Raw genomic sequence first — 21,923 nt, forward strand, 5'->3', positions numbered from 1 at the left:
CACGACCATGCAACCCCTCCAAGGCCTGACCGTCGTCACGCTCGAGCACGCCATCGCCGCGCCGTTCGCCACCCGCCAGCTCGCCGACCTGGGCGCGCGCGTGATCAAGATCGAACGCCCCGGCAGCGGCGATTTCGCGCGCGGCTACGACGCGCGGGTGCGCGGCCTGGCGTCGCACTTCGTCTGGACCAATCGCTCGAAGGAGAGCCTGACGCTCGACGTCAAGCACCCCGAGGCGGCCCAGGTGCTGGAGCGCCTGGTGCTCGAGAAGGCCGACGTGGTGGTGCAGAACCTCGCACCCGGCGCCGCCGCGCGGCTGGGCCTGGGCCACGAGCGGCTGGCCGCACGCAAGCCCGGCATCATCGTGTGCGACATCTCGGGCTACGGCGCCGACGGCCCCTACCGCGACAAGAAGGCCTACGACCTGCTGATCCAGAGCGAGGCCGGTTTCGTGTCCGTCACCGGCACGGCCGACGAGCCCTGCAAGGCCGGCCCGTCGATCGCCGACATCGCCGCGGGCATGTACGCCTACACCCAGATCCTGGCCGCGCTGCTGCAGCGCAGCCAGACCGGCCGTGGCCAGCACATCGACATCTCGATGCTCGAATCGCTGGCCGAGTGGACCAGCTATCCGCTGTACTACGCCTTCGACGGCGCGCCGCCTCCGCCACGCACCGGCGCTGCCCACGCCACGATCTACCCCTACGGCCCGTTTCCCACCGGCGCCGACGGCGGCAGCGTGATGCTCGGCTTGCAGAACGAACGCGAGTGGGTCAACTTCTGCGACAAGGTGCTGCTGCAGCCGGCACTCGCCCGGGATCCGCGCTTTGCCGGCAACGCCCGGCGGGTGGCCGAACGGGCGGCGCTGCGCGCGCTGATCGTCGAGACCTTCACGCCGTTGACCGCGCCGCAGGTGGTGGAGCGGCTCGAGGCCGCGCAGATCGCCAACGCCCGCGTCAACACGATGCACGACGTCTGGAACCACCCGCAGCTGCAGGCACGCGGCCGCTGGCGCGAGGTCGGCTCGCCCGCCGGCCCGCTGCCAGCAATGCTGCCGCCGGGCTCGTGGGGGCCAGATGCCGCCGACGGCCCGCGCATGGACCCGGTGCCGGCACTCGGTGAACACACCGATGCGATCCTGCGCGAGCTGGGCCTCGACGCCGACGCCATCGCGGCGCTGCGCAGGGCCGAGGCGATCTGACGTGGCGCCGCGCACCTACCTGTTCGTGCCCGGCAATCGCCCCGAGCGATTCGGCAAGGCGTTTGCCAGCGGCGCCGACGCGGTGGTGCTGGACCTGGAGGACGCCGTGGCGCCCGAGGCCAAGGGCGCGGCGCGCGCAGCGATCGCCGAATGGTCCGGCCAGGCGAGCGCCGATCAGCGCGCACGCGCCGTGCTGCGCATCAACGACGCGGCATCACCGCACTTCGCCGACGACCTGAGCCTGTCGCGCAACGCCGGCCTCGGCGCGCTGATGCTGCCCAAGGCCGAGTCGCCCGATCAGATCCACGCGGTGCGCGCGGCGGTGGGCGGCGCGCAGGTGCTGGCGCTGATCGAAAGCGCCCGCGGCGTGGCGAACGTCGACGCCATCGCGGCGAGCGAGGACGTGCGGCGGCTGGTCTTCGGCACGCTCGATTTCGCGCTCGATCTCGACCTCGACATCAGCGAGCAGCCCGACGCGCTGGCCCATGCTGCCAGCCGGCTGGCGATCGCCTCGCGCGTCGCCGGGCTGGCCGCGCCGGTGGCCGGCGTCACGCCGCAGATCGACGACGAAGCCCGGCTGCTGGCCGACCTGGCCTGGGCGCGGCGCTTCGGTTTCGGCGCCAAGCTGTGCATCCATCCGACGCAGGTCGCGGCCATCCACGCCGCGCTGGCACCGAGCCCGCAGGCGCTCGACTGGGCGCGGCGGGTGCTCGCCGCCGAAGCCGCATCACCCGGCGCCGCCCGGCTCGACGGCCGAATGATCGACCGCCCGGTGGTGCTGCAGGCGCAGCGCACGCTGCAGCGCGCCGGCCACTGAACGCCCCCCACATCCACTTCGACACCGAAAGACACGCATGGCCTCCACGATCATCGACTCCGCCATCTTCCAGGGCATCTTCAGCAGCGACGCGATGCGCCAGGTGTGGTCGGACGAAAACCGCACGCAGAAGTACCTCGACATCGAACGCGCCCTCGCCGTCGTGCAGGGCCGGCTCGGCCTGATCCCGCAGGAGGCGGCCGACGAGATCGTGAGCCACTGCCACCTCGACCAGATCGACCTGGTGAAGCTGCGCGCGCAGACCGAGCGCATCGGCTACCCGATCCTGGGCGTGGTGTCGCAGCTCAACGCGCTGTGCCGCGACCAGCTCGGCGAGTACTGCCACTGGGGTGCGACCACGCAGGACATCACCGACACCGCCACCGTGCTGCAGATCCGCGAGGCGCTGACGCTGGTCGACGACGAACTGGCGGCGATCGCGACGGCGATGGCCAGGCTGGCGCGCGAACACCGCCTGACGCCGGTGATCGGCCGCAGCAACCTGCAGCAGGCGATCCCCGTGACCTTCGGCTACAAGATCGCCGGCCTGCTGTCGGCCGTGCTGCGGCACCGCGAGCGCATCGCGCAACTGCGTGAACGCGTGCTGGTGGGCGAGTTCGCCGGGGCGGCCGGCACGCTGGCTTCGCTCGAATCAGGCGCCATGGAAACGCAGGCCGGCCTGTGCGCCGAACTCGGCCTGGCGCAGCCGGTGATCGCCTGGCACACCATCCGCGACAACATCGCCGAGGTCGGCGCCGTGCTCGGCCTGATCGGCGGCACGCTGGGCAAGCTCAGCATGGACGTCAAGCTGATGATGCAGACCGAGGTCGGCGAAGTGCAGGAGCCCTACTACCACGGCCGTGGCAGCAGCAGCACGATGCCGCAGAAGCGCAACCCGATCAGCAGCGCCTACGTGCACGGCGCCATCAGCGTGCTGCGCCAGCACGCCGCGGCGCTGATGGACGCGATGGTGGCCGACCACGAACGCAGCACCGGCCCGTGGCAGATCGAGTGGATCGTGCTGCCCGAGGCCTTCTGCCTGCTGGCCGGCGCGCTCAAGCAGAGCCGCGTCATCGTCGAGGGCCTGGAGGTCGATGCCGACGCCATGATGCGCAACATCGAGATGACCGGCGGCCTGGTGATGAGCGAGGCGGTGATGATGGGCCTGGGCCCGTTCATCGGCCGCGAGTACGCCCACGACCTGGTCTACGACCTGTGCCGCGAATCGCTGGCGAAGAAGGCGCCGCTGCTCGACCTGCTGGCTGCGCATCCCGAGATCAACCGGCACGTCGACCGTGCGGCGCTGGCGCGCATGCTGGACCCGGCCAACTACCTCGGCCAGTCCGGCGTGATGGTCGATCGGGTGCTGACGCGCATGGGCTGAGGCGCGAGCCGTCGTCGACGGTTGATTCTGCGCAAGATCGGGCGTCGCCTTCCGCAGCAGGCCGTGGCCACGGAGTCCAGAATCGCGGGGAAATCATGCCGCCACCGATCCCCCACGCCGCCCGGGTGACACCGCACGACGACACCGAACTCAAGCGTGCGCAGACCGAACTGATGCGCTCGCAGGACGTCCTGCGGCGCCTGGCCGCGGGGCTCGACAGCGTGCAGGAAAACGAGCGGCGGCGCATCGCCAGCGAGCTGCACGACGACCTGCAGCAGACGCTGGCGGCGATCGGCCTGGAGGTGGGCGCGATCCGCGGCCAGCTTGCGGCGCAGGCGTGCGACCTCACCGCTCGGCTGGACACCGTGCGCGAGCTGGCGATCACCGCCATCGCCGCGACCCGGCGCATCGTCAACGACCTGCGGCCGCCGATCCTCGAGGAGCTCGGGCTGGCGGCCGCGCTCGATGCGCTGGTGGCCCAGGTGGCGCGGCGCACCGGCATGCGCTGCCGATTCCAGACCGACGAAGACACCGATGCGGAACTGGCGCCGGCGGTGGTCACCTCGCTGTACCGCACCGCCCAGCAGGCGCTGAGCAACGTGACCCGCCACGCCGGCGCGAGTGCCGTGACGGTGCAGCTGCAGCGCGACGGCGGCCGTGGCGTCCTGCTGCGCATCGCCGACAACGGCCGCGGCATGGCGGTGGACGATCGGCGCCGGCCGTTCACGGTCGGCCTGCTGTCGATGCAGGAGCGCTTGCGCGCGCTGGGCGGCGAGCTGCGGCTCGAAAGCCGGCTGGGTGCGGGCACCACCGTCGAGGCGCGAGCGCCCAGCACGCCCGCGGCAGCGACTTCGCCGCAATCGCTGGTGGTGGGCATCCCCCGGGAGCCCGACGATGACCTGCTGCGGTTTCTCCACCGCGCCCCGGTGGGCCTGGTGCAGGCCGCGCTGGACGGACAGATCGAGATGCTCAATCCGACGGCCACCCGCTTGCTGATGCCGTTTTCAACCGATGGTCGCCTGGACAACCTGTTCGGCGTGCTCAAGCAGGCGGTGCCGCATCTGCGCCACCTGAGCGCCCAGGTCGAGCCCCCGTCAGGCGTGGTGTGCGAGTCGCTGCGCATCGAACTCGCGCCGCAGGGCGAGCGCGGCGCCGTGCAGGCGTTGTCGCTCAGCATGCTGAAACAGGCTGGCGGGCGCCTGATGGCCGTGCTCGGCCCGGCCGAGCCGGACCGGTAGCGTCGCGGACATCGGCGGCAGACGCGGTCTCGCCCCCGGCGGCGGATCGAAGGGGCGGCCATGCGCTGCAGCTACAGTGCGCCGCATGGCATATGAACTCCACTATTGGCCGACCATCCAGGGCCGCGGCGAATTCGTGCGGCTGGCCCTGGAAGCGGCCGGCGCACCCTACATCGACGTGGCGCGCGGCGCAGAAGAAGCGGGCCTGGGCGTGCCCGCCATGCAGCGCTGCCTGCACGACCGCAAGCTGGTGCATCCGCCGTTCGCGCCGCCGTTCCTGATCGACGGCAACGTCGTCGTCGCACAGACCGCCGCCATCCTGCAGTACCTGGCGCCGACGCTGAAACTGGTCGCTCGCAGCGAGCAGCTGCGGGTCTGGACGCAGCAGATCCAGCTGACCATCGCCGACATGGTCGACGAGGCCCACGACACCCATCACCCGGTCGGCGCCGGCCTGTACTACGAAGACCAGAAACCCGAAGCGCTGCGCCGCGCGACCGATTTCTGCCGCGTCCGCATGCCCAAGTTCCTGCAGTGGTTCGAAGCCATCGTGGTGCGCAACACGGCCGGCACGCGGCACCTGGTCGGCGGCAAGCTGAGCTACGCCGACCTGTCGCTGTTCCAGCTCGTCGAGGGCCTGCGCTACGCCTTCCCGAAGGCCGCGCAGCAGGCGCTGGCCAGCACACCCGCCGTCGTGCAACTGCACGACCGCATCGCCGACCTGCCCCGCGTGGCCGCGTATCTGCGCAGCGACCGGCGCATCCCGTTCAACGAGCAGGGCATCTTCCGCCGCTACCCCGAGCTCGACATCGCGTAGGGCGCGCAGACGGCGATCAGGCCGCAGCCGTGCGCGCCTTGGCCGCCGGCCGGCCCGCGCGGCTGCCTTTCATCTCGGCAAAGAAGTCGTACAGCTGCTGCGCCGCCGGTGACAGCGAACGGCCCTTGCGCCGGATCAGCCCGACCTGGCGCGTCACCACCGGCTCGACCAGCGGCACGCTCACCAGCGTCGGGTGGTCCTTGCCCGGCATCGCCAGCGAAGGCACTGCCGCCACGCCCAGGCCCGCCTCGACCAGGCCGAGCAGCGTGGTCACGTGCTGGGCCTCGTACACGCCTTGCGGGCTGCCCGCCACGTTGGCCAGCGCCTGGTCGATCAGCAGGCGGTTGCCCGAGGTCTTGCTGACGGCGATGAAGTCGTAGGCGCCGAGTTCGCTCCAGCTCACGCTGCGCTTGCGCGCCAGCGGATGGTCGCGCCGGCAGGCGGCGACGAAACGCTCCTCGAGCAGCGAGCGGAACTCGATGTCGGGCTCCTGGCTGCCGATGAAGTTGAGGCCGAAATCGGCCTGGCTGCGCGCCACCGCGTCGAGCACCTCGTTGGCGCCGGCATCGAACACCTTGACGCGGATCTTCGGAAAGCGCTCGTGGTAGCGCCGGATCACCTGCGAGAGGTAGTAGTAGACCGTCGACGGCACGCAGGCGATCGTGACCTCGCCCATGCGCGTGGCGGCCACGCCGCGGATGCCGAGCAGCGTCTGATCCAGCTCGTCGAGCAGCAGCGTCACCTTGCGCGCGAAGTCGCGCCCCACGGCCGTGAGGCTGACGCGCCGCGTGGTGCGGTCGAGCAGGCGCACGCCGAGCGCCTCTTCGAGCTTGTCGATGCGCCGGCTGAAGGCCGGCTGCGAGATGCTGATCGCCTCGGCGGCCTTGCGGAAGTTGCCGATCTCGGCCACCGCGCGAAAGGCCTGCAGATCGTTGAGGTCGAAGTTGATGGCCATGGGAACGGGGGTTGGTGCTGAACAGTCGCAATCCGACTGATGCAGATTGTGGATCAATCGTTCGGAACTATGCAATTCACAGACAAGCGTGCAATCTCGATCATGCCGACATGGCACACACGATCCCCTGCACCCTGATGCGCGCCGGCACCTCCCGCGGCCCCTTCTTCCTGCTCGATTCGCTGCCCGTCGACGAGACGGCGCGCGACGAGGCCCTGATCGGCGCGATCGGCGCTTCCGACCTGCTGCAGGTCGACGGCCTGGGCGGCGGCAGCACGCTGACCAGCAAGGTCGCGATCGTCTCGCGCTCGGCGCAGCCGGACTGCGACGTCGACTACCTGTTCGCGCAGGTCGGTGTCGGCCAGCGTTCGGTCGACACCCGGCCCAACTGCGGCAACATGCTCTCGGGCGTGGGGCCGTTCGCGATCGAACAAGGCCTGGTCGCGGCACGCGACGGCGTCACCACGGTGCGGGTCTTCAACGTCAACACCCGCTCGCGCATCGAGGTAACGGTGCAGACGCCCGGCGGCCAGGTGCGCTACGACGGCGACACCCGCATCGACGGCGTGGCCGGCACCGCGGCGCCGATCGCACTGAACTTTCTCGACGCCTGGGGCGCGGTCACCGGCTCGGTGTTCCCGACCGGCCAGCGCCAGGACGTGATCGACGGCGTGGCGGTGACCTGCATCGACGCGGCGATGCCGCTGATGATCGTGCGCGCTGCCGACCTCGGATTCAGCGGCCGCGAGAGCCCCGCCACCTTCGATGCCGATGCCGCCTTCCTCGAGCGCCTGGAGCGGCTGCGCCGCATCGCCGGCGAGCGCATGGGCCTGGGCGACGTGTCGAACAGCGTGATCCCCAAGCCGGTGCTGGTGAGCGCGGGCGAGGACGCCTACAGCATCACCTCGCGCTATTTCACGCCGCGGCGCTGCCATGCCTCGCACGCCGTCACCGGCGCCATCGGCGTGGCCACGGCGCTGGCCCTGCCCGGCACGGTGGCCAGCAGCAGCGCGGCGCTCGGCGGCGCGCACCGGCTGACGGTGCTGCACCCGGCCGGGCGCATCGACATCGAGGTGGCGATCGACGGCAGCGGCGACAGCGCCCGCATCGTCACCGCCGCCCTGGTGCGCACCGCCCGCAAGATCATGCAGGGCGACCTGCACATCCCCGACTACGTTTTTTCCCGACCCGAACCGACTGCAGGAGACACCATGAAGCAGACCCCGACCCAGGCCAGACAGAGCCTTGCCAAGACCCTGGCACCGATGATCGCCGCCGCCACGCTCGCCACCGCGTCGGGCACGGCGCTGGCATGGCCCGACAAGACCATCACGATCGTCGTGCCCACCGCGGCCGGCGGCGGCAACGACGCGATGGCGCGCACCATCGCCGCCAAGCTCGGGCCGCTGCTGGGCCAGACCGTCATCATCGACAACCGCGCCGGCGCCAACGGCTCGATCGCCAGCGAATACGTTGCCCGCGCCACGCCCGACGGCCACACGCTGATGCTCGGCTACATCGCCACCCACAGCATGAACCCGGCGCTGCAGAAGCTGCGCTACGACCCGGTGAAGGATTTCGAGCCGGTCGGTCTGGTCGGCTATTCGCCCACGCTGATGGTGGCGCACGCCAGGACGCCGGTGAAGGACGTCAAGGACCTGGTGGCCCAGCTCAAGGCCTCGCCCGACAAGTACACCTACGCCTCGGCCGGCAACGGCACGGCGCCGCATTTCGCGGCCGAGCTGTTCAAGCTGAACGCGGGCGTGACGATGCTGGGCATCCCGTACAAGGGCTCGGCACCGGCCGTGACCGACACCATCGGCGGCACCACGCAGTTCATGTTCCCGAGCCTGTACACGGCCTACCCGCAGGTCAAGGCCGGCAAGCTGCGTGCGCTGGCGGTCGCCGGCCCGAAGCGCGTGCCCAGCCTGCCCGACGTGCCCACGCTCAAGGAAGCCGGCATCGACGGCGTCGACGTGACCCAGTGGTACGCGCTCTTCGCCCCGGCCAAGACACCCAAGGCGGTCGTCGACCAGCTCAACAAGGCGCTCAACCAGGTGCTCAAGGACGCGGACACGATCAAGCGCATCGAGGACCACGGCGCCGACGTCGACACCAGCACGCCCGAACAGCTGCGCGCGATGGTCGACAGCGAGCTCGCCAAGTGGAAGTCGGTGGTCCAGAAGGCCAAGCTGACGGCCGATTGAATCCCCCCAAAAGAACCCGAACCCGACAGGAGACACCTTGAACAAGAACGCCATCACCCTCGCCCTGCTCGCCACCGTCGTCGCCCCTGCGATGGCACAGAGCACCGTCAGCGTCTCGGGCATCGCCGATGCCGGCCTGCGCAGCGTCAGCAACAGCGGGCTGGCCTCGGTGCGCTCGATGGTCAGCGGCGCCAACGCCACCAGCCGCCTCGTGATCCGCGGCACCGAGGACCTCGGCAACGGCAACAGCGCCGGCTTCCACCTCGAACACGGCCTGGCGCTGACCAACGGCACGGCCGCGTCGAGCACGCAGTTCTGGGACCGCCGCTCGACCGTCAGCCTGGCCAGCAAGACCGCCGGCGAGCTGCGGCTGGGGCGCGACTTCGTGCCGAGCTATTCGAACTGGAGCCGCTACGACCCGTTCAGCCACGTCGGTGCGGCGAGCGCGGGCAACTTCGTCTCGGCCACGCCGACCGGGCCGATCCGCAGCGCCTTCGGCAGCAACGGCAACACCACGGTGCGCGCCAACAGCGCCTTCCAGTACCTGCTGCCCGGCGGCCTGGGCGGCCTCGAAGGCGGCCTGATGCTGACCGCGGCCGGCGCACGCTCGGCAGCCGACGGCCAGAACAAGGTGACGGGCCTGCGCCTGGGCTGGGCCGGCGGTCCGATGGGCGTGTCGGCGGCCAGCACCACCACCGAAAACGACCTGACGACCAGCGGCAGGTTCACCGACCGCGCGCTCGGCGCCAGCTACGACCTGGGCATGGTGCGTGTCAGCGCGGTCGTGCGGCAGTTCAAGCAGGCCGGCGCCAAGCAGACCAACCAGCTGATCGGCGCCTGGATCCCGGTCGGCCAGGGCGAGATCAAGGCCTCATGGCAGCGCGCCGACCTGGCCGGCCAGGTCGGCGCCACGGTGATCGACGCCAACGACGCCCGGCAGATCGGCCTGGGCTACGTGCACAACCTGTCCAGGCGCACGGCGCTCTACACCACGTACTCGCGCATCACCAACAGCGGCGCCAGCGTGCGGGTGGTGCCCGGCGGGACGAGCGGCATGGCGGCCGGCGGCACGTCCAAGGGCTTCGAGGCCGGCGTGCGCCACAACTTCTGACGACGATCCGTCGCTCACTTCAGCGGCGAAAACGCCACCGGCGCGCACAGCGTCGACTGCATGCGCGTCAGGTTGGCCGGGCCGCCCTTGGGTGGCCACACGCCCTTTTGCACCGCTTCGGCGCGGATGCGTGCACGCTCGTCGACGCTCGGGTAGGCCCAGATGTTGAGGAAACGCGGCTGCTCGCCGTCGAGCGCCGTGAAGGCGCCGACCATCGGCGACAGCGCCGTGCGCGCCGGGATGGCGTCGCGCCAGGCGTCGATCGTCTGCGCCAGCACGCCCTGGCGGATGCTGTAGGTGCGGAACTCGTACCAGCGCCCCATCGCGCCCGGCTCGATCGCCGGCAGGAACGGGAACAGCTTGTAGCTCTGCGAGCCGAGCTTGACCAGCCACTCGCCCACGCCCAGCGGGTTGTCGGCCAGCAGCATCTGCATGCGCGCGTCGGCCAGCGCGTTGGCGTCGGCGAACTCGCGCAGGATCAGCACCTGGCTCAGCTCGCCGATGTCGGACGCGAACACGCCCAGCAGCTTGCCGCCGGCGCTCGGCAGGCTCTCCTGCAAGGCGGCATAGACGGCGGCGTTGCTGAAGACCTTGATCTCCAGGGTGGTCAGTTCATGAACGGTCATGACTGCCCCTCGTCCGTGGTGTACCCCGGCCGATCCCCCGAGGGGATGCGTGCCGGCTTGGGGCGGCCCGGCGCTCGGCACGCAACGGCCGCGATGGATAGAGACTGTGTCATGGTGTGACTCCGGTTCAGGTCGGGATTCAGGGCTTGGCCAGCAGGAACTCGACCATGCGGTCGCGCACGCGCTCGAACATCTGCGTGCCGGTCATCGTGGCGCAGCTGCGGGCGCGGGCGGCCTCCAGCAGCGCCGGCACCGCGGGCACGGTGACGACGTCGCCGACGAAGGTCTGCGGGCCGAGCTTGTCGACCTCGATCGGCAGCGGATCGTCGGGCCGCATGCCCATCGGCGTGGCGTTGATGACGAGGTCGTGGCCGCTCGGGTCGGCCGAGCCGACCGAGATCGGCACCGCGCCGTAGGCCTCGAGCTTGCGCTGCAGGCTGTCGCGGCGCGCCACGTCGGCCTCGTGCAACGCCAGCGACACCACGCCCGCATCGACCAGCGCGTGCGCGATCGCCGAGCCCGCCCCGCCGGCGCCGACCAGCAGGGCGCGCCGCCCGGCCGGATCGCAGCCGGCCAGGCGCAGCGCGGCCACGTAGCCCTCGCCGTCGCACATGTCGCCGAACCAGCCGCCGCTGGCATCGCGGCGCATCACGTTGACCGCGCCGATCGAGCGCGAGCGCGCCGACACGCTGGCGCACAGGTCGGCGACGGCGAATTTGTGCGGTACCGTGACGATCAGCGCGTCGACGTTGCGCATGCGTTGCGTCGTGCGCATGAAATCGGCCAGGTCGTCGGGCGCCACGTGCGCCGGCACCACGATCGCATCGGCGCCGCGTTCGCGCAGCATCCGCGTGACGCCGGCGGGTGACTTCACCTGCGCGATCGGGTCGCCGACGATGAAGATGACGCGGGTGGCGCCGCTATAGGAATCCAGCACGACAGTCCTTCAGATGACCGAATCAGTCTGCAGCATAGCAAATGATGAGAACAAAATTCAATACTTGAATGTTGTTCCAGTTTTTTGCACAATCGATCAAGGCACGGAGAAAACAACATGTCCGGAGTGATGGAGAGAACCCTGGCGATCCTCGAGCGGCTGGCGCTCGACGTGAACGGCGTGCCGCTGGCCACCCTGGCCGACGAGCTGAACATCCCGCGCAGCGCGGCGCACCGCCTGCTGCTGGAGCTGACCGAGCACGGCTACGTGCGCCAGTCGCGCGAGCGCGGCGACTACATGCTGACCACCAAGCTGGTCTCGCTGGGGCTGAACTACCTCAAGACCTCGGGGATCATCGACCTCTGCCAGCCGGTGCTCGACCGGCTCGCCGCCAGCTCGGGCGAGCTGGTGCGCCTGGGCGTGGTCGACGTCGATCACCTGACCTGGGTGGCGAAGGCGCAGGGCGCCACCTACGGCCTGCGCTACGACCCCGACATGGGCATCGACGCGCGGCTGAGCTGCACCTCGTCCGGCCTGGCCTGGCTGGCCACGCTGAGCGACGACGATGCGCTGCAGGTGGTCGCCCGCGAGGGCGGCCTCGGCAAGCCCGAGCAATACGGCCCCAACGCGCCGGCCACGCCCACCGCGCTGCTGAAGGTGCTGGCGCAGGTGCGCAAGCTGGGCTACGCGCTGACGGTCGAGACCTACTCGCCGGGTGTCACCGCGGTGGCGGTGGCGGTGGTGCCGCCGGGCCGCGGTGCGGTCGGCGTGGTGACGATCTCCGGCCCGCTGGTGCGCCTGACCGAAGACAAGATGCGTGCGCTGGTGCCGGAGCTGCAGTCCGCCGCCGCCGACCTGGCCGCCGCCAGCGCGGCCTCGCCGCTGTTCAACCGCGCGTACTCGAGCGAATCCGCGCCGGCTCATTGACCTGCCATCTCCGACCCGTCTGCCGTGAATCCGCTGCCCGACGATCCAGCCTCGCTGCCTGCCGAATGTGACCTGCTCGTGATCGGCTCGGGCGCGGGCGGCCTGAGCGCCGCCGTCACCGCCGCCTGGTTCGGGCTCGACGTGGTGGTGGTCGAGAAGGAGCCGGTGCTCGGCGGCACCACCGCCTGGTCGGGCGGCTGGATGTGGGTGCCACGCAACCCGCTGGCTCGCGCGGCGGGCATGGCCGAAGACCTCGCGCCGGTGCGCGCCTACCTGCGCCACATCCTCGGCGCGCAGTACGACGCCGCGCGCATCGAGGCCTTGCTGACGCACGGGCCGGCGATGGTGCAGTTCCACCTCGAGCACACCGCCTTGCGTTTCATCGACGGCCACCAGGTGCCCGATTTCCGCGGCGATGCGCCGGGTGCGCGCACCGGCGGGCGCTCGGTCTGCGCCGCGCCGTTCGACGCCCGCGTGCTGGGCGCCGACCTGAAGCGCCTGCGCGCGCCGCTCGACATCCTGAGCTTCCTCGGCATGGGCATCGGCGGGGGTGCGGATCTGCGGCACTTCCTGCGTGTCACGCGGGCCTTCGATTCGTTCTCGTACGTCACCCGGCGGCTGTTGCGGCACTTCCGCGACGTGCTGCTGCACGGCCGCGGCACCGTGCTGATGGGCGGCAACGCGCTGGCCGGCGCGCTGCTGAAGTCGGCGCTCGAACGCGGCGTGAAGCTGTTCACCGGCCTGGCTGCGAGCGAGCTGATCCGCGATCAGGGTCGCGTCACGGGCGCCGTGCTGCGCTCGGCCGACGGCCAGACGCGCAGCGTGCGTGCGCGCCGCGGCGTGGTGCTGGCCACCGGCGGTTTCCCGCACGACGTGCAGCGCAAGAAGGCGCTGTTCGCGCACGCACCGAGCGGTCACGAGCACTGGTCGGCCGCGCCGCCGACCAACACCGGCGACGGCCTGCGGCTGGCCGAGGCGGTGGGCGCACGCATCGACGTGGGCGCCCACGCCGGGGCCTGGGCGCCGGTGTCGCTGGTGCCGCGGCGTGACGGCAGCGTCGGCCACTTTCCGCACCTGGTCGATCGCGGCAAGCCGGGGCTGATCGCGGTCAATGCGCGCGGCCAGCGTTTCGTCAACGAGGCCGGCAGCTATCACGACTTCATGAACGCGCTGTTCGCCGGCACGCCCGCCGGCGAGGCGCCGGTGGCCTGGCTGGTGGTCGACCACCGCTTCCAACGCCGCTACGGCCTGGGCCACAGCAAGCCGTGGCCGCTGCCGCTGGGCGGACATCTGCGCAGCGGCTACCTGCAGCGCGGGCACAGCTTCGAAGAGCTGGCGCAGCGCTGCGGCATCGATCCGGCCGGCCTGGCGCGCACGGTGGCGCACTACAACCCGGCCGCCCGCGAAGGCCGAGACCCCGCCTTCGGCCGCGGCAGCACGGCCTACAACCGCATGCAGGGCGACGCCGAACACGCCGGCACCAACCCCTGCGTGGCGCCGATCGAGGACGGGCCGTATTACGCCGTCAAGGTCGTGCCGGGCAGCCTCGGCACCTTCGCCGGCCTGGCCGCCGATGCGCACGCCCGCGTGCTCGACGCGCGCGGCGCGCCGATCCCCGGCCTCTACGCCTGCGGCAACGACATGGCCAGCGTGATGGGCGGCCATTACCCGAGCGGCGGCATCACGCTCGGGCCGGCAATGACCTTCGGCTACGTGCTGGCGCACCACGTCGCCGGCCATGCGCTGGTGACGCCGCCGGCGCCGGTCGATGCCGGCGACACCGGTCCCGACAGCATGGCGCGATTCACCGCCCGGGCGGCCTGACGGCGGCCCGGCTCACGACGCGTCGATGCCCACCCGCAGCGCCAGCGTCAGGATGGCCTGGCGCAGCACGTCGTTGCCGCGCAAGGCCGGGCCCATGCGCGTGCCGGTGAGCGCCGCGCCCACCCGGTCGCCGAACAGCAGCAGCGCCTGATCGCGATCGCGCTGGCGCGACATCCACAGCAGGCCGTCCACGTCGGGACATTGCCGGTGCAGGGCCTCGGCCCAGCGCGCGGTGTCGAGGTAGTCGATCGGCGCACTCGCGATCAGCTCGGACTTGGGCACCTTCAGCCGATGCAGCCCGTCGGTCGTCAGGTTGATCAGCCGCAGGTCGCGCTGCGGCACGATCTGGCCGTGAGCGCGATTCGCGTGGTCATCCAGGTCGACGAACTTGTCGGCGGCATCGATCGGCACGTTGTGGAACACCGTCTCGAAGATCGCGCAGTCGCGTGACGAGCCGCCGTACAGATACGGCACGACCTGGCCGCAGGCGTCGCGGATGGGCGCGAAGCGCGTCGGCGTGCGCAACTGGCCGGCCGCATCGACACCGGGGTTGAAGCTGCCGGGCTCGTAGGCGGCGTCGTGGATCACGTGGATCACCTGGCCGGCCGGCCAGGTGTCGATCAGCGGGTCGAGCGGGCGGTTCGGCGCCCGACAGCTCAAGCCGCGCTCCCGGCCGCATCGTGCCGGGCCGCCTGCACGACGGCCTCGGGGGCGGACGCCAGCAGGTCGACCGGCCGGGCCTGGCCGGGCAGCCAGCCGTTGTTCGAGGTGAACCACAGCGCCAGCTTCCACGCCGCCTTGTGTTCGCCGAAGGCCTCGATGACGGCCTGCACCGCCTTGATCGGCTTGTGATCGTCGAACTGGAACAGCGGGAAGACCTCGCGCGAGCGCCCCGATTCATCGCGGTGGCGCACCGAGAACACCTGGCCGCGCTTCTTCCAGTTGTCGGCCAGCGCGCTGCGGTTGGCCGCGCGCGAGTGGTTGGCCTCGGCCAGCTGCTCGGCGCTGGCGTAGCCGAACTCGTTGAGCACCCGCGCATGCCGCTGCGCCAGCCGCTGCGCCATCTGGGTGTCGACGTGGCTGGGCACCACCATCTGGCCGGTGATGAAGTCGACCATCTCCTCGAGCTTGCGCTCGCGGACCTCGGCGGTCTTCTGCAACAGCAGGCGGTCCAGCATCGGCATCACGGCTTCGAGCAACTGCGACATCGCCTCGCCCTGGACCTGCAGCAGATAGGAGCGGCCGGTCTCGTCGGGCGCAGCCTTGGCCTGACCTCGCGCCGACGCCGCAGCCGGCGTCCACGGGCGCAACGAGAGCACGCCGCCTGGAAATGCGGCCAGGGAAGCGGCCGGGGGAACGGCCTGGGCAGCAGATTTGGCCATGGCATCGTCCTTTGATGAAGTTGACAAGATTCTAATCCTTGTCGTCAAGATCATCACATCGAGCCATCGACTCGTCACCTCCGGCGGCGCATCAGGTCTTTGCACGTCCCTTGACGCCGGCCAAGGCCCCCGCCCACAATCGCTCCCGCTCCGGGGTGCACCCGGGCCGTCAGCGAATGTCCGCAGACGGCTCGTGTGCTGAGATGGCGCCTTCTGGCCCGAACCCGCTGAACTTGACCCGGCTCGTACCGGCGTAAGAAGAGCTCGCACCCAAGGCCCCATCGGCAGATCCGTCGCCGATGCCGGGCCACCGGGCGCACCTCGGAGCACGTTCACCCACCCAGGAGACCTGCCCGATGAATGCCCCCGACAAGCTGCAAGACCTGCTCTCGCTGACCCGCGAACCCTTCCCCGCCTCGCGCAAGGTCTACGCCGAGGGCTCCGAGGGCGTGCGCGTGCCGATGCGCGAGATCGCGCTGACCAACGGCGAGCGCGTCACGGTCTACGACACCTCCGGCCCCTACACCGATCCGCTCGCGACGATCGACGCCAAGCTCGGCCTGCCGAGCGTGCGCACCGGCTGGATCGAGGCCCGCGGCGACACCGAGACCTACGCCGGCCGCAACCGCGTGGCGCTGGACGACGGCGGCAAGCACGAGGAAACGGCGCGCATCGAAGCCCTGCGCGCCCAGGCCGCCGCGCTGCAGCGCACGCCGCGCCGCGCCAAGGCTGGCGGCAACGTGACGCAGATGCACTACGCCCGCCGCGGCATCGTCACGCCCGAGATGGAGTACGTGGCGATCCGCGAAAACGGCAAGCGCGAATGGATGCGCGAGTACCTGGGCGACGCCGAGCGCGAGGCCCGCCTGGCCGGCAATGCCAAGGGCGCGCGCATCCCCGAGATCTACACGCCCGAGTTCGTGCGCGACGAGGTGGCGCGCGGGCGCGCGATCATCCCGGCCAACATCAACCACCCCGAGGTGGAACCGATGGCGATCGGGCGCAACTTCGGCGTCAAGATCAACGCCAACATCGGCAACTCGGCGGTGACGTCGAGCATCGAGGAAGAAGTCGAGAAACTCGTGTGGGCGATCCGCTGGGGCGCCGACAACGTGATGGACCTGTCGACCGGCCGCAACATCCACACCACGCGCGACTGGATCGTGCGCAACAGCCCCGTGCCCATCGGCACCGTGCCGATCTACCAGGCGCTCGAGAAGGTCGGCGGCATCGCCGAAGACCTGACCTGGGCGATCTACCGCGACACGCTGATCGAGCAGGCCGAACAGGGCGTCGACTACTTCACCATCCACGCGGGGGTGCGCCTGCCGTTCATCCACCTGACGGCGAATCGGCGCACCGGCATCGTCTCGCGCGGCGGCTCGATCCTGGCCAAGTGGTGCATCACGCATCACAAGGAAAACTTCCTGTACACGCACTTCGAAGAGATCTGCGAAATCATGAAGGCCTACGACGTCAGCTTCTCGCTCGGCGACGGCCTGCGTCCGGGCTCGGCGTCCGACGCCAACGACGCGGCGCAGTTCGCCGAGCTGAAGACGCTGGGCGAGCTGACGCAGGTGGCCTGGAAACACGACGTACAGACCATGATCGAAGGCCCCGGCCACGTGCCGATGCACCTGATCCAGGCCAACATGGACGAGCAGATCAAGCACTGCCACGAGGCGCCGTTCTACACGCTCGGGCCCTTGACGATCGACATCGCACCCGGCTACGACCACATTGCGTCAGCGATCGGCGCAGCCATGATCGGCTGGATGGGCACGGCGATGCTGTGCTACGTGACGCCCAAGGAGCACCTCGGCCTGCCCGACCGCGACGACGTCAAGCAGGGCATCATTGCCTACAAGATCGCCGCGCACGCGGCCGACATCGCCAAGGGCCACCCGGGTGCACGGGCCCGTGACGACGCGATGAGCAAGGCGCGCTTCGAGTTCCGCTGGCACGACCAGTTCAACCTCGGCCTCGACCCCGACACGGCGCGCGACTATCACGACGAGACGCTGCCGAAGGACTCCAGCAAGGAAGCGCATTTCTGCAGCATGTGCGGGCCGAAGTTCTGCTCGATGAAGATCACGCAGGACGTGCGCGACTACGCCGCGGCCAAGGGCTTGAGCGAGGAGCAGGCGCTGGCCGACGTCGAACAAGGCATGGCGGCCAAGTCGGCCGAGTTCAAGGCGCAGGGCGGCGAGCTCTACATCCCGATCACGCCGGTGCAGGCCTGAGGCTCAGGTGATGAGCCAGCGACTGCAAATAGGCATTGCCGGTGCCGGCGTGCTGGGCCGACTGGCGGCCTGGGCGCTGGCCGAGGCCGGCCATCACGTGACGGTGTTCGACCCGGCCGACGGCCCGGCGCCGCGCCAGGACGGCCGCGGTGCCGCCGGCTACACCGCCGCGGGCATGTTGAGCCCGCTGGCCGAGCTCGACAACGCCAGCGCCGAGGTGGCGTTGCTGGGCTGGCAGTCGATCGCGATCTGGTCGCGGGTGGCCGAACGATTGACCGCCGCCCACGCAGGCAGCGAGCCCGCACCGCTGCTGTTTCGCCAGCTCGGCAGCCTGATGGTGGCGCACGGCAGCGACCTCGGCGCGGCCGAGCGCGTGCTGGCGCGGCTGCGTGGCGCGACCGATCTGCACGCGGCGATGCCACAGGCGCAGGCGCTCGATCGCCCCGCGCTGCGCGAACTCGAGCCCGCGCTTGACCCGCAGTTGCGCGCCTGGCTGCTGCCCGGCGAGGGCCAGATCCTGCCCGCGCCAATGCTGAGCGCGCTGGCGGCGTCGGCGCGTGGTGTCGACTGGCGCTGGGGCTGCAGCGCCGACGAGGTGGCGCCCGGGCGCATCACGCTGGCCGACGGCACCTGGCACGACTGCGACCAGGCACTCGACCTGCGCGGCCTGGGCGCCCGCCCCGCCCTGCCCCTGCGTGGCGTGCGCGGCGAGGTGGTCTGGCTGCACGCGCCCGGCGTGGCGCTGCAGCGGCCGGTGCGGCTGCTGCACCCGCGCCACCGGGTCTACATCGTGCCGCGGCCGGGGGATCTGTTCGTGGTCGGCGCCAGCGAGATCGAGAGCGAGGACCGCTCGCCCGTCAGCCTGCGCAGCGCGGTCGAGCTGATGGCCGCCGCGCACAGCGTGATCAGCGGCCTGGCGGAAGCGCGCATCGTGCACCTCGAGACCAATCTGCGCCCGGCGCTGCCCGACAACGAGCCGCGCATCGAAGCCGAGCCGGGCCTGCTGCGCATCAACGGCCTGTTCCGCCACGGCTGGCTGCTGGCGCCCGCGCTGCTGCGCGACGGCCTGCGGCGGGCCGGGCTGGTGAATGCGTTGGAGAATGGCGCCCCATGAAAACGCTCGAAACGATCGCTGCCGTCGATCCGTCGATCGCCGTCACCTTGAACGGCGCGCCTTGCCAGGTCGACGCCGGCACGCCGCTGGGCGAACTGCTCGCCCGGCACCCCGAGACCGCCACGCTCGCGCCGCAGGCCTACGCCAGCGCCGTCAACGGCGCGTTCGTGGCGCGCGCCAGACGCGAGCGACACATGCTGCAGGCGGGCGACGCGGTCACGGTCTTCCAGGCCATCGTCGGAGGTTGAACACGATGCACGACACCACCAGCCGCCCCCCGGCCACCACCCCGATCCCGCAGCCGTGGACGCTCTACGGCATCACGCTGCACAGCCGCCTGCTGCTGGGCACGGCGGGTTATCCGTCGCCGCAGGTGCTGGGTGATGCGATCGTCGCCTCGGGCACGCAGATCGTCACCGTCGGCTTGAAGCGCACGCTGGCCGCGGGCGGCGACAACGGCTTCGTCGGCATGATCCGCCAGACCCTGCGCGAGCGCGGCGCCCGGCTGCTGCCCAACACCGCCGGCTGCCGCACCGCCGCCGAGGCCATCACGCTGGCCGAGATGGCACGCGAGCTCTACGACACCGCCTGGCTCAAGCTCGAGGTGGTGGGCGACGAGCACACGCTGCAGCCCGATCCGTGGGAGCTGGTCGAGGCCGCCGCGGTGCTGGTGCGCGAGGGTTTCGAGGTCTTTCCCTACTGCACCGACGACCTCGTCACCTGCCAGCGCCTGCTCGACGTCGGCTGCCAGGTGCTGATGCCGTGGGGCGCGCCGATCGGCTCCGGCCAGGGCCTGATCAATCCGTGGGCGCTGCGCACGCTGCGCGCGCGGCTGCCGGGTGTGCCGCTGATCGTCGACGCCGGCATCGGCGCGCCGGCACACGCGGCGCAGGCGCTGGAGATGGGCTACGACGGCGTGCTGCTCAACTCGGCGGTGGCGCAGGCACGCGATCCGGTGCGCATGGCGGCGGCCTTCGGTCATGCCGTCAGCGCCGGTCGGCTAGGCTACGAGGCTGGCGTGATGGCGCCGCAAGCGATGGCCGTGGCCAGCACGCCGGTGGGCGGGCGGCCTTTCCTGATCGACTGAACGGACCGACTGAAGTACGCGATGCAAGCAGCAAACCCGAACACGAACACCTCGACGGACCTCGACACGCCCCCCGGCGCGACGCGGCGCCCGATCGTCTGGAGCATCTCGAGCAATGACGCCAGCGGCGCCGCCGGCCTGAGCGCCGATGCGCGCGTGGCCGCCGCCTTCGGCGTCCACCTGTGCCCGATCGTGGCCTGCGTGACGTCGCAGAACTCGCTGTCGATCGAGCACATCACGCCGATCAGCGCGACCCTGCTCGACGCCCAGCTCGACACGCTGGCCGCCGACATGCCGCCCGACGCCATCAAGACCGGCATGCTCGGCAGCGCCGAACTGGTGGCGGTGGTGGCCCGCTGGGTCGACCGGCTGCGCCGCCGCAACCCCCACCTGCCGCTGGTGGTCGATCCGATGCTGCGTGCCGGCACCGGCACCGGCTCGGCCTTTGCCGATGCGCTGCTGCTGGCCGCCTACCAGGACGACCTGCTGCCACGCGCCACCGTGATCACGCCGAACCGGCGCGAGGCGCGCGCCCTGCTCGATCACGATGACAGCGGCAACCTGCCGATCCAGCCCGATGCGGTCGCGCCGCGCGGCACCGATCACGCAGCGGTCGCGGCCCGCCTGGGGCCGGCGCCCGAACTCGCCGCCGTGCCGGCGATGGCGCGCGCGCTGCGAGCGGCGGGCGCCAAGGCGGTCTGCATCACCGGCGGCCACGGTGACGACAACGGCAGCGACAGCACCGCCCACAACCCGGCCGGGCTGGTGCTCGACTGGCTCGACAGCGAGCTGGCCCAAGGCTGGATCGCGCTGCCGAAGGTCGAGACCCGCAACTACCGCGGCAGCGGCAACACCCACGCCACCGCGCTGGCCGCGGCGCTGGCACGCGGCTTCGTCGACGCCGATGCCGCGGTGCTGGCCAAGATGGCGAGCACCGCGGCACTGCGCCACGGTTACGCCGCCGGTGCGGGCGTCGGGCCGGTGGGCACGGCCGAAGGTTTCATCACCGATGCGAGCCTGCTGCCCCGCATGAGCTGGGGCAACGATGCGCAGGCGCTGGCGATCGCTGCAGCCGGCACCGCCACGGCCGGACAGCCGCTGCGCTCCGGTTATTACGCGCTGGTCGACGACGCCACGCGCATTCCCGCGATCCTGGCGGCCGCGTCGAGCGACCTGTGCGCGCTGCAGCTGCGCATCAAGCGCGAGGCCCATTCCGACCTCGACGACGCGGCCTTCCAGGACCACGTGCAGACCCAGATCGCTGGCGCGGCGGCGCAGTTGCGCGGCAGCGCCATCGCGCTGATCGTCAACGACCACTGGCCGACCGCCGCCGCCGCGCTCGCACGGCGCGGCGATGCGCTGGCTGGCGTCGAACTGGGCGTTCACCTCGGCCAGGCCGACCTCGAGATCCTCGGCCCCGACGGCCGCGCCGCACTGCGCCAGGCCGTCACCGGCCAGCAGCCGGGCGCTGCGCCGCTGGCGCTGGGCATCAGCTCGCACAGCCTGTGGGAGCTGGCACGTGCCGCCAGCCTGGCGCCCAGCTACATCGCCTGCGGCCCCGTCTGGCCGACGCTGACCAAGGCGATGCCGTGGCGCGCCCAGGGCCTCGACAACCTGCGCTGGTGGAGCGCGATGGCCCCCGCGCCGGTGGTCGCGATCGGCGGCGTGCTGCAGCCCGACCAGGCCCGGGACTGCGTGGCAGCCGGCGCAAGCGCGGTCTGCCTGGTGCGGGCGCTCGATGGCGACGCGCTGGCGGGATGGCCGGCCTGGCGTGAGGCCTGGCAGCGCGGGCGTGAAGCGACGGCCACGCAGCCGGCGGTCGCCTGGCCGCATCCGAGCCTGGACGCAGCGACGGCGCACTGACATCCGGCCGGGCGACGCCGGATGCGCCGCACAGGCGCTACAGTCACGCCTCTGCCGGCGGGTGAACGACCTCGTTCCCGCCGGCAGTTTCTCGTTATGCCTCGCAAACATGCCTTTCGGCGCGGCCCGGCGGCGGTTCAATCCGGCTGCCCTGCGTGTTCGATCTGAACATCTCTGTGCCGCACTGCGC

Annotated in this window: 18 protein-coding genes and 2 pseudogenes; 15 read left to right on the forward strand and 5 right to left on the reverse strand. The window is 71.1% G+C overall.

The window, feature by feature from the left end:
- Positions 1-7 precede the first annotated feature (7 nt).
- The 5 genes from LCHO_RS12065 to LCHO_RS12085 all read left to right on the forward strand — a co-directional run bounded on the left by LCHO_RS12065 (position 8) and on the right by LCHO_RS12085 (position 5,457).
- Complete coding sequence (locus LCHO_RS12065) at positions 8-1,201, forward strand: CaiB/BaiF CoA transferase family protein (RefSeq protein WP_012347437.1); 1,194 nt, start codon at positions 8-10, stop codon at positions 1,199-1,201.
- A 1-nt stretch (position 1,202) separates the two neighbouring features.
- The gene (locus LCHO_RS12070) at positions 1,203-2,018 is read left to right on the forward strand and encodes an HpcH/HpaI aldolase/citrate lyase family protein (protein ID WP_012347438.1); all 816 of its coding nucleotides are present in this window, start codon (positions 1,203-1,205) and stop codon (positions 2,016-2,018) included.
- 37 nt (positions 2,019-2,055) lie between these two features.
- Positions 2,056-3,402, forward strand: coding sequence for a class-II fumarase/aspartase family protein (locus tag LCHO_RS12075; protein ID WP_012347439.1), 1,347 nt, complete (start codon positions 2,056-2,058; stop codon positions 3,400-3,402).
- 95 nt (positions 3,403-3,497) lie between these two features.
- Positions 3,498-4,640 carry a sensor histidine kinase gene (locus LCHO_RS22215; protein ID WP_012347440.1) on the forward strand — a complete coding sequence of 381 codons (1,143 nt, stop codon included), beginning with the start codon at positions 3,498-3,500 and terminating at the stop codon, positions 4,638-4,640.
- A gap of 85 nt (positions 4,641-4,725) precedes the next feature.
- Positions 4,726-5,457, forward strand: coding sequence for a glutathione S-transferase (locus tag LCHO_RS12085; protein WP_012347441.1), 732 nt, complete (start codon positions 4,726-4,728; stop codon positions 5,455-5,457).
- A 16-nt stretch (positions 5,458-5,473) separates the two neighbouring features.
- Here LCHO_RS12085 and LCHO_RS12090 read toward each other — a convergent pair whose 3' ends face one another.
- Positions 5,474-6,412, reverse strand: coding sequence for a LysR family transcriptional regulator (locus LCHO_RS12090; protein WP_012347442.1), 939 nt, complete (start codon positions 6,410-6,412; stop codon positions 5,474-5,476).
- Between the two features lie 110 nt (positions 6,413-6,522).
- On the opposite strand from LCHO_RS12090, the pseudogene LCHO_RS24320 reads away from it, so the two are divergent.
- The 3 genes and pseudogenes from LCHO_RS24320 to LCHO_RS12100 form a co-directional block, all read left to right on the forward strand.
- Positions 6,523-7,569, forward strand: a pseudogene (locus LCHO_RS24320) (4-oxalomesaconate tautomerase); the annotation flags it as partial.
- A 108-nt stretch (positions 7,570-7,677) separates the two neighbouring features.
- On the forward strand, positions 7,678-8,619 hold the full coding sequence (locus LCHO_RS24325) for a Bug family tripartite tricarboxylate transporter substrate binding protein (protein WP_275935188.1): 942 nt from the start codon (positions 7,678-7,680) through the stop codon (positions 8,617-8,619).
- 37 nt (positions 8,620-8,656) lie between these two features.
- Positions 8,657-9,730, forward strand: coding sequence for a porin (locus LCHO_RS12100; protein WP_012347444.1), 1,074 nt, complete (start codon positions 8,657-8,659; stop codon positions 9,728-9,730).
- Positions 9,731-9,744: 14 nt separating this feature from the next.
- Here the strand turns inward: LCHO_RS12100 and LCHO_RS12105 are convergent, their stop codons facing one another.
- Positions 9,745-10,356 (reverse strand): NIPSNAP family protein, encoded by a 612-nt coding sequence (locus LCHO_RS12105; RefSeq protein ID WP_012347445.1) that lies wholly within the window; start codon positions 10,354-10,356, stop codon positions 9,745-9,747.
- 139 nt (positions 10,357-10,495) lie between these two features.
- The gene (locus tag LCHO_RS12110) at positions 10,496-11,293 is read right to left on the reverse strand and encodes a shikimate dehydrogenase family protein (RefSeq protein ID WP_012347446.1); all 798 of its coding nucleotides are present in this window, start codon (positions 11,291-11,293) and stop codon (positions 10,496-10,498) included.
- Between the two features lie 117 nt (positions 11,294-11,410).
- Between LCHO_RS12110 and LCHO_RS12115 the strand changes: the two genes are divergently transcribed.
- Together LCHO_RS12115 and LCHO_RS12120 are read left to right on the forward strand one after the other, a co-directional pair.
- Positions 11,411-12,220, forward strand: coding sequence for an IclR family transcriptional regulator (locus LCHO_RS12115; RefSeq protein ID WP_012347447.1), 810 nt, complete (start codon positions 11,411-11,413; stop codon positions 12,218-12,220).
- Positions 12,221-12,244: 24 nt separating this feature from the next.
- The gene (locus LCHO_RS12120) at positions 12,245-14,044 is read left to right on the forward strand and encodes an FAD-dependent oxidoreductase (RefSeq protein WP_012347448.1); all 1,800 of its coding nucleotides are present in this window, start codon (positions 12,245-12,247) and stop codon (positions 14,042-14,044) included.
- 132 nt (positions 14,045-14,176) lie between these two features.
- On the opposite strand, the pseudogene LCHO_RS12125 reads toward LCHO_RS12120, so the two are convergent.
- Both LCHO_RS12125 and LCHO_RS23725 read right to left on the reverse strand, forming a co-directional pair.
- Positions 14,177-14,641 (reverse strand): annotated as a pseudogene (locus LCHO_RS12125) (RES family NAD+ phosphorylase); the annotation flags it as partial.
- A gap of 59 nt (positions 14,642-14,700) precedes the next feature.
- On the reverse strand, positions 14,701-15,426 hold the full coding sequence (locus LCHO_RS23725) for a hypothetical protein (protein WP_012347450.1): 726 nt from the start codon (positions 15,424-15,426) through the stop codon (positions 14,701-14,703).
- 356 nt (positions 15,427-15,782) lie between these two features.
- Between LCHO_RS23725 and thiC the strand changes: the two genes are divergently transcribed.
- Genes thiC through LCHO_RS12155 form a run of 5 tightly spaced genes read left to right on the forward strand, consistent with a single transcriptional unit; the run spans position 15,783 to position 21,733 of the window.
- A complete protein-coding gene (gene thiC, locus LCHO_RS12135) occupies positions 15,783-17,669 on the forward strand; it encodes a phosphomethylpyrimidine synthase ThiC (RefSeq protein ID WP_012347451.1) in 1,887 nt (628 codons plus the stop codon).
- 10 nt (positions 17,670-17,679) lie between these two features.
- A complete protein-coding gene (locus LCHO_RS12140; RefSeq protein ID WP_012347452.1) occupies positions 17,680-18,783 on the forward strand; it encodes an FAD-dependent oxidoreductase in 1,104 nt (367 codons plus the stop codon).
- A complete protein-coding gene (gene thiS, locus LCHO_RS12145; protein WP_012347453.1) occupies positions 18,780-19,031 on the forward strand; it encodes a sulfur carrier protein ThiS in 252 nt (83 codons plus the stop codon). Before LCHO_RS12140 ends, thiS begins: the two co-directional genes overlap by 4 nt.
- Positions 19,032-19,036: 5 nt before the next feature.
- Positions 19,037-19,870 (forward strand): thiazole synthase, encoded by an 834-nt coding sequence (locus tag LCHO_RS12150; protein WP_012347454.1) that lies wholly within the window; start codon positions 19,037-19,039, stop codon positions 19,868-19,870.
- A gap of 21 nt (positions 19,871-19,891) precedes the next feature.
- Positions 19,892-21,733 (forward strand): bifunctional hydroxymethylpyrimidine kinase/phosphomethylpyrimidine kinase, encoded by a 1,842-nt coding sequence (locus LCHO_RS12155; protein WP_012347455.1) that lies wholly within the window; start codon positions 19,892-19,894, stop codon positions 21,731-21,733.
- Positions 21,734-21,923 lie beyond the last annotated feature (190 nt).

Source organism: Leptothrix cholodnii SP-6 (assembly GCF_000019785.1).
GTDB lineage: Bacteria > Pseudomonadota > Gammaproteobacteria > Burkholderiales > Burkholderiaceae_C > Sphaerotilus > Sphaerotilus cholodnii.